This window comes from Granulicella paludicola (assembly GCF_025685545.1).
Lineage (GTDB): Bacteria > Acidobacteriota > Terriglobia > Terriglobales > Acidobacteriaceae > Granulicella > Granulicella paludicola.
Map to the genome: position 1 here is coordinate 898509 of NZ_JAGSYC010000026.1, position 11988 is coordinate 910496.

Here is an 11988-nt window from a genome sequence, read left to right on the forward strand (position 1 = left end):
GTTCTGATGGCGTTTCGTTCCAACGGGCCGGTGATGCTGGCGCTGCCTCCGTTCCGCGGTGTGACGCGGCGCATCATTCTGACTGCGCTGATTGCGTACTTTGGGCTGGCGATCATTGGCCTGCTATCGCCGGAGATGGATATCCGGCTACATAACCTTGCGGGACTGGTGCCGGATATTGCGCTGCATGGTGCGGTGTGGCAGTTTTTGTCGTATCCGTTTGTGACAGAAGGTCTGCTGAACCTGCTGTTTGCGCTGCTGTCGGTGTGGTTCTTTGCGTCGGCGCTGGAGGAAGAGCGCGGCGGCCGCTGGCTGATGGAGTACTTTCTGCTGACGACCATTGGTGGTGGTCTGCTGGCATCGCTGATCGCGGTGGCACTCGGACCGGGGAACCGCTGGGTGCCGTTCGCGCAGACAATGGGGCTATGGCCGTTTGTGCTGGCTGCTGTGGTGGCGTTTGCGTATGCGAATCCGGAGCAAGAGGTTCGGTTCCAGTTCATCCTGAGCGTGAAGGCAAAGTACCTGGCGGTGATTTATGTGCTGGTGTACCTGGCGCTGGCACTGGTGGGTGGGGACCGTTTCGGTTCGGCGGTGGCCGTGCTGGCGGCGCTATGCGGGTTTGTGTTCCTGCACTTTGCACCGCGGCGCGGGGTCCGGGTGGCGGTGAGCGAGTGGTGGTTCGGAATTCGTAATGCGTACTACCGTGCGAAGCGTCGGAGAGCGGCGAAGAAGTTCACGGTGTACATGCGAAAGCAGGGCAAGGACGTGAGCCTCGATAAAGATGGGCGGTATATCGATCCGAACGGGACGCCGCGCGATCTGAGCGATAAGAAGTGGATGAACTGACCGCGAGTTAGAGCGGAATGGGGTCGGTGTGAGTGGAGTGTGAGGGCCAGAAGACGATGGCCAGCAGACCTGCGACGATCAGCATGGTGCAGGTAAGAGCGACGCAGCCGGGCCAACCGGCGAGCCTGTAGGCGATCCCGGGGAGGATGCCACCGGCGGTGCCACCGATGTAGTAGCTGCAGATATACATACCAGCAGCGGAGACGCGGGCCCCGGCGGGAGCGGCGTCGCGGAGAAAGCTGTTGGCACAGGTCTGCGAGATGAAGATGCCGGAGCTGGCGAGCGACAGGCCGAGTGCGACCACAAAGAGCGACGGAACGAGTGTGAGCAGAGAGCCAGTGATGCAGAGAGCGATCGCGCCGAGCATGCCGTGGCGCAGGCCGATCTTTGCGAGGATGGTGCCGGCGGCGAGGGTGGCGGCGAGACCAAAGAGGTAGACGGCGAAGAGATAGCTCAGCTGCTGGGTGGTGAGGTTGAAGGGTGACTCGCTCAGGTAGAAGGTGATGAAGCTGAAGATGGAGATCAGCGTGAACAGCATGCAGAAGCCGATGCCAAAGGTGGCAGCGAGGCGCGGGTTGCGGAGGTTGTTCAGAACCGGGGTGAAGCGCGAAGCCGCGGTGCCGCGCTTGTGCTTCATGGCCGGGGGCTTAAGGAGGCGCAGGGTGACAGCGGCGCCGATGAGACCTCCAATGCCGAGCACGAGGAAGACGGGACGCCAGCCGAGGTGTGCGGCGATGGTGCCTCCGAGGAAGCGGCCGGTGAAGCCGCCGAAGACGGTGCCGGCGACGTAGGCGCTCATGACGCGGGGGACAAGCAGGGCGGGCCACTCTTCGGTGACGTAGGCGATGGTGAGGATGAAGATGCCGGGGGTGACGAGGCCTTGAATAAGACGCCAGAAGGCGAGCACATTGAGGCTGGTGGCGGTCGCGGTGAGCAGCGTGGCGGTCGCAAGCGCGAGCATGGAGGCAAGGATGACTCGCTTGCGGGGGAAGCGTTCGCCGAAGAGGGCCAGCAGCGCGGAGGAGACGGCGACGCCGACGGTGGAGGCGCTGATAGTGAGGCCTACGTGGACCTCAGACGCATGGAAGACATGCGCGAGCAGCGGCAGGAGTGGCTGCGTGCAGTAGAGATCGAGAAAGGCGAAGGTGCCGCAGAAGAAGACGGCGAGGACGTGGCTGTAGGGACGAAGGCCGCTGGGAGTCGAAGAAATTTCGGAGGGCTGGGCGGAGTTCGTCGCTGACGTAACTGCAACAGACGACATGGAGATTGGATGGCTGGGGCAAGCTGCCGACGCAGGTTTTCCTGCGGATTGGGCGGTGATCGGCTGGTGGTTGGCATCCTGCGGGGGTTGGGGGCACTCCAACGAAGTGAAAAGGAGAATCATGCAGAAGCGCACACTGGGCAAGAGCGAGTTGGAGATTGTGCCGTTGGTATTCGGCGGCAACGTGTTTGGATGGACGATCGATGAGGCGACCTCGTTCGGAATTCTGGATGCGTTTGTGGACCGCGGGTTCAACTGCATCGACACGGCGGATGTGTACTCGGTGTGGGTGCCGGGGAACAAGGGTGGCGAGTCGGAGACGATCATCGGCAAGTGGCTGAAGCAGAGCGGCAAGCGCGACAAGGTGACGCTGCTGACAAAGGTCGGCATGAAGATGCCGAATGGCGAGGGCCTGTCGAAGAAGTGGATCTTCGAAGAGGTGGAGAACTCGCTGAAGCGGCTGCAGACGGACTACATCGATCTGTACCAGTCGCACAAGGATGATGAGGCGACGCCGCTGGAAGAGACGCTGGATGCGTATGCGCAGTTGATGGATCAGGGCAAGGTGCGGTTCATCGGGGCTTCGAACTACAAGGGCGACAGGCTGCGGGAGGCGGCGAAGGTGGCCGATGCGAAGAAGCTGCCGAAGTATGTGACACTGCAGCCGGAGTACAACCTGCATGATCGTCAGGACTACGAGAAGGACCTTGCGCCGGTGGCAGAGGAGCTAGGTTTGGGAGTGATTCCGTATTTCTCGCTGGCCTCGGGATTTCTGACGGGCAAGTATCAGACGCTTGAGGACAGCCAGGGCAAGAACCGCTCGTCGCGCGTGGAGAAGTATTTCGATGAGCGCGGCATGAAGATCCTTAAGGCGCTGAAACAGGTAAGTGAGGAGACCGGCGCGGAGCAGGCTGCGATCTCGCTGGCATGGCTGCTGGCGCAGCCGACGATCACGGCTCCGATTGCGAGTGCGACGAGCACGAAGCAGCTGGATGCGTTGTTTGCAGCTGTGGAGTTGGAGTTGAGTGCGGCGCAGGTGTCGACGCTGACGGACGCCAGCGCGTACTAGCCGGCAGGAAGGAAAGCGCGTGTCGCACGTAGATTCTGCGACACGCGCTTTTGTTCAGTCGTGGTGATCGACTAGCTGCGGACGACGGTCTTCAAGCTGAGCGCGCGGAGTTGTTCGTCGCTGACGGTAGTGGGAGCGTCGACCATGAGGTCGATGGCCTTGGCGGTCTTCGGAAAGGCGATGACTTCGCGGAGTGAGGAGGCGCCGGCGAGGATCATCACGATGCGATCGAGGCCGAGCGCGATGCCGCCGTGCGGGGGCGTGCCGTACTCGAGTGCGTCGAGGAAGAAGCCGAAGCGCTGGTGAGCTTCCTCGTCGCCCATGCCGAGCGAGCGGAAGATCTCTGCCTGCACGTCCTTGCGATGGATACGGATGCTGCCGGAGCCGAGCTCGGTGCCATTGAGGACGACGTCGTAGGCGAGCGCGCGGACGGAGCCCTTGTCGTTGACGAGCGCGCCGCTTTTGATGTCCTCTTCGTGCGGCGAGGTGAAGGGATGATGGGCTGCGTCCCAGGTCTTGGCTTCCTCGTTCCACTCGTACATGGGGAAGTCCGTAACCCAGAGGAACTTGAAGTCGGCAGCGGTGCCGGTCTGTTCAAAGAGCTTGTGTTTGTCCGCGTACTTCTTGGCGAGCTCAAGGCGCAGGGCACCGACGCGCTTGTAGATCCACTGGGGATCGTAGTTCCACATGGCGGGTGTGCCGAGCTTGGGTGTGATGACGATGCCGAGGTCTTCGGTGGAGTGCGAGCTGCCGTTGAAGATGGACATCTCCAGGCTGAGCTTGCCGTCAATGGCTTCTGCGAGGGGAACGAAGGTGGCGTTGGTGCGGAGGCGAGCGACGTCGAGCATGTCGAGACCGCTGTCGCCGAAGGTGGCGCGGATCTCGGCGAGCAGGGCCTTGCGGGCGGTGCCGCTCATCTCGCCAACCTGCGGGATGGTGAAGCCAAGTACGGGGAGAGCGGCTTCGATCTTGAGGGTCTCGCGGAGCTCGGGTGTGAGGGTTTCGGTGAGGTCGACCATGGCGGGGAGGCGCATGTCGGGCTTGTCGATGCCGTACTTTACGATGGCCTGGTCGTAGGTCATCTGGATGAAGGGCTCGGCGGGAAGCGTGATGCCCGCAGCGGAGAAGGCGGCATGCAGGAAGCCTTCGGCGGTGGCGAAGATGGTCGCCATCTGCGGGAAGCTGACTTCGAGATCGATCTGGGTGAAGTCGGGCTGGCGGTCGGCGCGGAGATCTTCGTCGCGGAAGCAGCGGGCGATCTGGAAGTAGCGGTCGAAGCCGGAGACCATCAGCAGCTGCTTGAAGATCTGCGGCGACTGCGGAAGCGCGAAGAAGTGGCCGGGATGCACGCGGCTGGGAACAAGGTAGTCGCGAGCGCCTTCTGGGGTAGAGCGGGTGAGGAGCGGGGTCTCGATCTCGAGAAAGCCGTTGTCTGAGAGGAAGTCGCGGATGGCGCGGGTGACCTTGTGGCGCAGCAGGAAGTTCTTCTGCAACTCGGGACGGCGCAGATCGAGGTAGCGATACTTCAGTCGAATCTCTTCGTTGGTGATGGGACCGTCGTCGGCGATGGGGAATGGCGGGGTTTTCGCATCGTTGAGCAGCAGGAGCGAGGTCGCGACGAGCTCGATGTCGCCGGTAGGCATCTTGGGATTCTTGAGGCCTTCGCCGCGTTCGCGAATCTTGCCGGTAACGGCGACGACGAACTCTGGGCGCGCGGCCTCGGCCTTGGCGTGGGCTTCGGGTGAGGATTCCTGATCGATGACCACCTGGGTGATGCCAGTGCGGTCGCGGAGGTCGAGGAAGATGAGACCGCCGTGGTCTCGGCGGCCATTGACCCAGCCCATCAAGGTTACGGTTTCGCCGGAGTTCGAACTGCGCAGATCGCCACAGTAGTGGGAGCGCTGGAGGGTGCCTAGAAAGTCGAGTGTCACAATCCTTCTATTGTACGAAGTTCTGAGCCGGACCGGCGGGATGGGGCGTTCTTTGCAGGGCGATCAGTTTTCCGGCAGCGTCGATGAGCAGGGCGATGCCTCCGCCGAGCGCGGTGTTGAAGAGCCGGATGTGCGCGGCGGAGGTCTGCGAGAAGCCGCCGGAGCGGAACAAGAAGACAACGTACAAGGTGACGAAAAGCGAGAAGACGGCGTAGTTGACGGCCTGCAGTGCAAAGGCGGCCCAGGCAAAGACGACCACGCAGATGAGGATGACCGGTAGCGAGAAGTTGACGAAGCGTGCGAGCAAGAGGGCGATGGCTGCGCCGCCGATCGTGCCGAGAAGGCGCGCAATGCTGCGGCTGAGGGTGGCGTTCCACTTGGGTTTCATTACGAGCAGCGCGGTCATGGGGCACCAGTAGCCGTTGCGGATGTGGAAGTGGCGATAGATGGCGGTGCAGAGGAGGAGCGTGAGGGCGAGGCGGAGCGTGTAGGAGGCTGTCTCGTGTGTGGGGTGGAGTTCGTCGCGGAGGCGAGTCCAGAGCTGGCCGGCGCGGAGCCGGAGGCGCTGGGTGAGTGGCGGGGCGATGGACTCACTGCGGGCGTGGCGCAGGAAGTGGAAGCCGGTGAAGATCAGCATCTGCAGGATGCCTCCGGCGACGACCATGGCGGTGCGGCCGATGGCGAAGTGCAGGCCGCGGGGGAAGTAGCTGGCGATGATGAGGAAGGTCGCGCATTGCATGCCCATCCAACCGGCGGTGGGGCTGAGGTCGGAGAGCACGCCGTAGTTGATGGCGGCGATGACGACGAGCAGCAGCACGAGCCAGTCGTACTGCGCGCCGAGCGAGCCGACGAGCGTAGCTGAGGCGATGCCGAGGGTGAGCAGGCCCATGCTGAGCAGGGCGGAGGCGAGGGCCTCGTGAAAGATGGCGAAGCCGATGGTGAAGGCTGCGCCAGCTGCGATGGCTCCGGCGCTGGCGTGGCCGGTGCGCTGGCCGAGAACGAGAGCTAGGACGATGGCGAGGACGGCCCGGAGGCCTGCGAGGGGCGTTCGCTTTGCCCACGGGAAGAGGGTGGTGTCGGTCGAGATGGTGAGGACGTTCAGCACGGCTCTTGCAGGATAGATGCTCGGCGAGTCGTGCAGCGACTTGGCGAAGTTGGGAGCAGGGTGGATTTTGTTCAATTGAGAGCGATTGATGGGTATTTCAGGCGGACTTGAGGACACTGGCAGGGCTGGGGCGGCATGGTGAGGGAGCCGTCGATGTTTCGGCGCAAGTTCGAGTCAACGCTTTTCAAATTCATGTATCTCAGAGGTGATCCGATGCAGACACGCATGTCTGTCCTGGCAACATTCTTTGCAGTGGCCATGGTGGCCGGTACGATCCAAGCGCATGCTCAGTACGCTCCGATCGGGGGACTGCTGGTGAACAGCCAGCCCCGGACGGGCACGATCAACACGAGCCGTCCTCAACCGCCGAGCATCAACCGTCCCCAACCTCCGACCCAGGCTACCAGCGGAGGCTGGAACCGGGTGTCGAATGTCAGCGGGAGCACGAGTCGTCCGCAGCCGCCGAGTCCGCCCACGACGAATGGTTGGGACGTCAAGAGCAACAAAGGCACTGGTTCCCAGCCGAGCACTATGTCGGGACTGGTGCAGCAACAGAATAATGCGCAGCGGAGCAACATTACGCAGCAGACCCAGGGGCTGCTACAGCAGCAGAGCAGCCGTCCGCAGCCCCCGGTGATGGGGAATCAGGTGCGACCACAATCGGGGCTGATCCAGTCGAGCGGGTCGCAACGGGCGTTTGCTCAGAGCGCTCCGCAGTCACCGCGGCCGCAGACGTCGACGCTTCCATCCCAAACGCCTAAGCGGCCGGCGGCACCGCCGCATCGCAATCACTAAGAGGCTTGCAGGGGCGGGCGAATAGGCCGGAGGTCTGGCCTCTTCGCCCGCTGCTGTTAGTTCTGGAGTTTCGCGGCCAACTCGGCGCGCGGGATCTTGACCTGTTCGCCGGTGGTGAAGGTCTTGACTGTGTAGGTGCCGGTGGCGGCTTCGTCTTCTCCGAGGAGGATGACGTGGCGAGCGAGGGCGTCAGCGAAACCAAAGGACTTGCCGATTTTGAAGCTACCTTCGCCAACTTCGACCTTGAGACCGGCGGCGCGGAGTTCGCGGGCGAGTGCGAGAGCGGCGGGGTTTTGCGTGATACCGAGGGGAGCGATGTAGGCGTCGAGCTTGGGGGCTGCGACAGTCTCGCCTGAAGCAGCAGCGTCGGCTTCGGCCTGGGCTTGCAGCGTCAGGATGAGGCGGTCTTCGCCGATAGCGAAGCCGATGCCGGGGGCGCGCGGGCCACCGAGCATCTCGGAGAGGCCGTCGTAGCGACCGCCGCCGAGCATGGCGTTTTGCGTGCCAAGGCCGGTGGTGACGGTGAACTCGAAGGTGGTGCGTGTGTAGTAGTCGAGGCCGCGGACGAGGCGCGGGTTCAGGTGATACTTCACGCCGCAGGCTTCGAGCGCGGCAAGCACCTGCTCGAAGTGAGCAGCGGAGTCTTCGCTGAGGTAGTCGGCGATCTTGGGGAGGTTGTTGATGATCTCCTGATCGGCTTCGTCCTTGCTGTCGAGTACGCGCAGGGGGTTGGTGTCGGCCCGGCGCTGATTGTCTTCGCACATGAGGTGCTTCACGGGCTGCAGAGCGTCGCGCAGAGCGGCGTTGTAGCGGACGCGGTCTTCGCTGCTGCCGACGGAGTTGAGTTCGAGCTTCCAGTCGCGGATGCCGAGCTCGTCGAGCAGGGTGGCGAGCATCTCGAGGACCTCGGCGTCACGGAGCGGGGACTCTGCGCCGGAGGATTGGGGGCCGATGACCTCGGCACCGATCTGCCAGAACTGGCGATAGCGGCCACGCTGGGGGCGTTCGCGGCGGAACTGCGGGCCGATGTAGTAGAGCTTCTGCAGATTGCCAGTCTCGCCGAGCTTGTGCTCGATGTAGGCGCGGACGACGCCTGCGGTGGACTCGGGGCGAAGGGTGAGGGATTGCGACGATTTTGTGAAGTTTTCCGACGCAAACTCTACCACTAGATCATCTCGCAACCACTCTTCGCCCTTATCGGGGACTGCAGTTGGGACGACGAGTCTTTTGACGGCTTTAATTGTTCTGCTCTGGTCATTGATTTGACTGGAGTCTCTGGGCTCGTCCTGCGCGAGCCATTCGTCAAAATCTTTTTGACGCACATATGAAGGAGCACCAAATGCAACTAAAGTCGCAATGAGCGCAGGAGATATTTCGCCAGCGAAAGCCACGATCTCATGTTCATGCGGGCGATCGCGAACCTCGATAGTGAGTGCGAAAGGTGCGTCAATTGTGCTCCAAGATCCCAGCCGCTGGCTGTGCTTACGAAGCCACCAGTCCCTTAGCGCATCTTTGTCGAATCTTTCGCCATCTTTCCACGTGAACATCTCTTTGGAGACGATGTCGGTTTCCTCGCCGACGCCGCGGGCGAAGAGTTCCGTGGACTCGAAGATGGGGGTGCGGATTTCGCCGAAGCCGTAGCGGGCGAAGACGGCGCGGGCGGTGGTTTCCACGTGATTCCAGAGGGGTGTCTGGTCGGGAAGTAGGTCGCGGGTGCCGCGGACGGCTTTGATGGTGGGCTTCGGTGCTGTCTTTTTGCTATCGCTCATGCAAGTAACAGTTTAGCGGAGTGGAGGGTATGCTCGCGCCTTCGGCTCTCGCTACAGCCAATACAGGGGTCTGTCCACCACGCGGATGATAAGACTATCCGCTCCGGTCGAGATGACAAGGTCTAGGTAATCCCTTGGGTTAAGGCCAAACCGACGGGTCCGAGAAGCCGGACCCGGACACCGGGCGGATGAGGTTAGGCGAGGGGGGAGGGGGTAATGCTCTCTTCGATCTCTTTGGTCTGGATGCGGACGTCAATGAGGAAGCCCGCTCCGATGCCGAGGGGGATGAGGCCGACGGCGAGGCCGGAGAGGACGTCGCGCTCCTGCAGGATGGCGGCGAGGACGGCGAAGAAGGCCATCAGGCCAATGGAAGAGCAGACCAGAATGATGCCGGCGAGGCGGCTGTTGGCGCGGCGGCGGGTGAGATCGGCGGTGGGCTTGCCGTGGAGGATGGCTAGCTCCTGGGGGGTGGGAGGGATGGGCACGCCCTTGGCGATGGCGGCGAGGCGCTCGTTGGACTGGACCTCGCGATTGCGGATGCCGGACCAGGCGTTGGCGACGACGATACCGAGGATCATGAGGCAGCCGGCGACGGGAACGATGAAGGGGCTGTCGGTGACCTGGGAGTAGTCGTGGAAGAAGAGGGCGAAGGTTGCGAGTGCCATGTGGGGCTCCTGGGCTGCGAGGTGCGCAGCAAATGTGATGGGTGCTTCGACTGAGAGGGCTAGTGAAAGTTTCAGTGGCGTGCGTGAAACTTTTGGAGGAGGATGCAGTCTGAGGGCGAAGAGCAGCGAGAAGACAGGCGTGAGAAGACAGGGTCCTTCGACTGCGACCTGCGGTTTCCGCTCAGGATGACAAAGTTAGAAAGTAGTTTTGCAAGGAGCCGATGCGGCAGGATTTGACCAGTCCGGAGATGTTTGAGGCTTTGGTGCGGGAGCATCAGGGGCTGGTGTTTCGTACGCTCACGCGGTTTACGGGGGCGGGCGGGCATGTCGATGACTTAGCGCAGGAGGTCTTTCTGCGGCTTTACCGGGCGTTGCCGTACTTCCGTGGCGATGCGACGGTGTCGACCTACCTCTACCGGATTACGTACAACGTGGCGCAGGATGAGTGGAAGCGTCGTCGGCGCGAGCGGACCTATGTGGCGTCGGAACCTGCGTTCGCGGAGGACGAGGGTGAGGCGTGGCTGGAGAACTTTGCCGGGGATGGGTTCGCGGGGCAGCATGCACGGTCTCCTGAGGATCATATGGTGGAGGCTGAGCTGCGGGAGTCGGTCGATGCGGCGCTGGGAACGCTGAGTGAGGTGGAGCGGGCGGTGCTGGTGCTGTATCACCAGGAAGAGTGTAGCTATGAGGGCATTGCAGCGGCGCTAGAGATGCCGATCAATACAGTGAGGACGCATCTGCATCGCGGGCGCAAGAAGCTGGGCGAGCGATTGCGAGCGGTGCAGGGACAGGCAGTTGTGAGTGAAAATGAAGGTACGTCGCGGGCGGGGATGCGTTCGGCGATTCCGAATGGGCTGGCGGCCGGGAGGCGAGCGTGATGGATCAGAATGTCGAACTGGATGCGAGGGTAGAGCGCGCACTGGAGCAGGCTCCGGTAGTGCGGATCCCTGAAGGTTTTGCGGCGAAGGTTGCGGCTGCTGCTGCGGCGCAGCCGGTGGTGAGGGTGCGCGTACGGAGGCGGATCTCGCTGGGGCACGCGATGACTTTAGGGGCGATGGTGGTGGTGCTGGTGGCTTTGTTTGTGGTGGCTCCGATGGCAGGGACGAAGGTGCAGAGCTGGCCGTTTGCGCTGGAGATGGTGCTGCTGGCGCAGCTGGCAGGGCTGGGGTTTGGCGTTATGCGGAAGGGCAGCGTCTAGGATTCGCCGCGCCTACTAGGATCCGCCGCACCTACCGCCCCACACTCCCACCGCGGTTGGCCTCTCGCTCACTCAGCATCTGCAGTCGCGGAAGAAAGTCGCTTCGCCGCACCCAGATTTTATAGCTCGACACCGACCCTGCCTCATGCCGCGGATACGTCCGCATCGTCTTCGGCAGAACAATTTGCTCCGGGTTCAGCTCCACGCTGTCATCGCACCGCCGCACCAGCGATGACTCATCGAAGACGCACTCATACCCCACCGGCAGTGCCGCATACCCTGCGGACATAATTTTGCCCAGCTCAGCCACGTCGCCAAACGCGAGCCCACCTGTCGTCTGCACTTTAACGCCGGCACCTGCCTGCAGAAACACTACGTACTCTGCTCCGACACCCAGCCCCGCGTACGGCCCAAAGTACACAACCTCAGTAGCCTTCGATCCCTTGTACGGAACCTCCACCACAGCCTTGTACACCACGGTGCCATAGTGCTCCGTATCACCAGCCACAATCCGCACTAATGCAACCTGGTCAGCCTGCGTAAACAGGTCGCCAATCGTCACGCTGCGAGTCACGGCTGCGCGCAGCACCGGTGTGCCACACAGCAGCAGCATCGCGCATCCTGCCATCCAGGTTCGTCCTGTGCGACTCCAAACCATCCATCGCCCTCAAAACTGCCTGCCACTCTTCTACTCTTATCGGCCGTCCAACGGCCAGTTTTTACGTTCGATCGTAAATACATCCCGCGTTGTGCAATAGCCGCCACCGCCGTGCATTCTGCCGATCAGCCGCATCTGCGTCGGATCGACGTGCAGCCGAGCCAACCCGTCGGGCCCTTCAAAGACGTTCTCACGCACATGGACATACACAATTTTGCCCAGCACAATCGTACTCGCCCCGCCCGGCTCCAGCACCTCGAAAACCTCGCATTCCAGCGCCACCGGAGATCCCACAATGCGCGGTATAGTCACCGCCGTACCCTCTGCCAGCTCCAGTCCCGCCAGCACAGTCTCGTCCGTCCCCACCGGAGCATTCGTTGCCGTCACGTTCATGGCTTCTGCCAGCTCTTCCGGCACCATGTTCACCACAAACTGCTTCCGCGCGCGGATATTCGCCAGTGTGTCTTTGTACTGCCGATCGGGAGCGCCCGAGATGCTGATCGCCACCAGCGGCGGATCGCTCGACACAATATTGAAGAACGAGAACGGAGCCGCATTCACACGCCCCGCCTCATCCCGACTCACCACCCACGCAATCGGTCGAGGCAGAATCACGCTCGCCAGCAGTTTATAGCTATCCCCTTTCGACATTGTCCCTAAATCGAACCCAGCAAATCCATCCGACATCCCA

Annotated in this window: 12 protein-coding genes; 5 read left to right on the top strand and 7 right to left on the bottom strand. The window is 62.3% G+C overall.

What is annotated here, in order from left to right; genetic code table 11:
- The first annotated feature begins 6 nt into the window (after window positions 1-6).
- Window positions 7-846 (top strand): rhomboid family intramembrane serine protease, encoded by an 840-nt coding sequence (locus OHL14_RS19315; protein ID WP_263381009.1) that lies wholly within the window; start codon window positions 7-9, stop codon window positions 844-846.
- Between the two features lie 7 nt (window positions 847-853).
- On the opposite strand, the gene OHL14_RS19320 is transcribed toward OHL14_RS19315, so the two are convergent.
- Window positions 854-2230 carry an MFS transporter gene (locus OHL14_RS19320; RefSeq protein WP_263381010.1) on the bottom strand — a complete coding sequence of 459 codons (1377 nt, stop codon included), beginning with the start codon at window positions 2228-2230 and terminating at the stop codon, window positions 854-856.
- Between OHL14_RS19320 and OHL14_RS19325 the strand changes: the two genes are divergently transcribed.
- On the top strand, window positions 2229-3176 hold the full coding sequence (locus tag OHL14_RS19325) for an aldo/keto reductase (RefSeq protein ID WP_263381011.1): 948 nt from the start codon (window positions 2229-2231) through the stop codon (window positions 3174-3176). The two genes, OHL14_RS19320 and OHL14_RS19325, sit on opposite strands and share 2 nt — an antisense overlap.
- Window positions 3177-3247: 71 nt before the next feature.
- Here the strand turns inward: OHL14_RS19325 and aspS are convergent, their stop codons facing one another.
- Window positions 3248-5107, bottom strand: a complete 1860-nt coding sequence (aspS, locus tag OHL14_RS19330; protein ID WP_263381012.1) for an aspartate--tRNA ligase — start codon at window positions 5105-5107, stop codon at window positions 3248-3250.
- A gap of 7 nt (window positions 5108-5114) precedes the next feature.
- On the bottom strand, window positions 5115-6287 hold the full coding sequence (locus OHL14_RS19335; RefSeq protein ID WP_263381013.1) for an FUSC family protein: 1173 nt from the start codon (window positions 6285-6287) through the stop codon (window positions 5115-5117).
- Between the two features lie 138 nt (window positions 6288-6425).
- Between OHL14_RS19335 and OHL14_RS19340 the strand changes: the two genes are divergently transcribed.
- Entirely contained in the window at window positions 6426-7007 is a 582-nt protein-coding gene (locus OHL14_RS19340) for a hypothetical protein (RefSeq protein ID WP_263381014.1), read from the top strand.
- 56 nt (window positions 7008-7063) lie between these two features.
- Here the strand turns inward: OHL14_RS19340 and hisS are convergent, their stop codons facing one another.
- Both hisS and OHL14_RS19350 read right to left on the bottom strand, forming a co-directional pair.
- A complete protein-coding gene (gene hisS / locus OHL14_RS19345; RefSeq protein ID WP_263381015.1) occupies window positions 7064-8776 on the bottom strand; it encodes a histidine--tRNA ligase in 1713 nt (570 codons plus the stop codon).
- Window positions 8777-8970: 194 nt separating this feature from the next.
- On the bottom strand, window positions 8971-9441 hold the full coding sequence (locus OHL14_RS19350) for a DUF6249 domain-containing protein (RefSeq protein WP_263381016.1): 471 nt from the start codon (window positions 9439-9441) through the stop codon (window positions 8971-8973).
- Between the two features lie 221 nt (window positions 9442-9662).
- Between OHL14_RS19350 and OHL14_RS19355 the strand changes: the two genes are divergently transcribed.
- Together OHL14_RS19355 and OHL14_RS19360 are read left to right on the top strand one after the other, a co-directional pair.
- Entirely contained in the window at window positions 9663-10319 is a 657-nt protein-coding gene (locus OHL14_RS19355) for an RNA polymerase sigma factor (RefSeq protein ID WP_263381017.1), read from the top strand.
- Window positions 10319-10639, top strand: a complete 321-nt coding sequence (locus OHL14_RS19360) for a hypothetical protein (protein WP_263381018.1) — start codon at window positions 10319-10321, stop codon at window positions 10637-10639. The genes OHL14_RS19355 and OHL14_RS19360 overlap by 1 nt, the downstream gene beginning before the upstream one ends.
- Before the next feature lie 31 nt (window positions 10640-10670).
- Here the strand turns inward: OHL14_RS19360 and OHL14_RS19365 are convergent, their stop codons facing one another.
- The gene (locus OHL14_RS19365; RefSeq protein WP_263381019.1) at window positions 10671-11267 is read right to left on the bottom strand and encodes a hypothetical protein; all 597 of its coding nucleotides are present in this window, start codon (window positions 11265-11267) and stop codon (window positions 10671-10673) included.
- 66 nt (window positions 11268-11333) lie between these two features.
- Window positions 11334-11984, bottom strand: coding sequence for a flavin reductase family protein (locus OHL14_RS19370; protein WP_263381020.1), 651 nt, complete (start codon window positions 11982-11984; stop codon window positions 11334-11336).
- Window positions 11985-11988 lie beyond the last annotated feature (4 nt).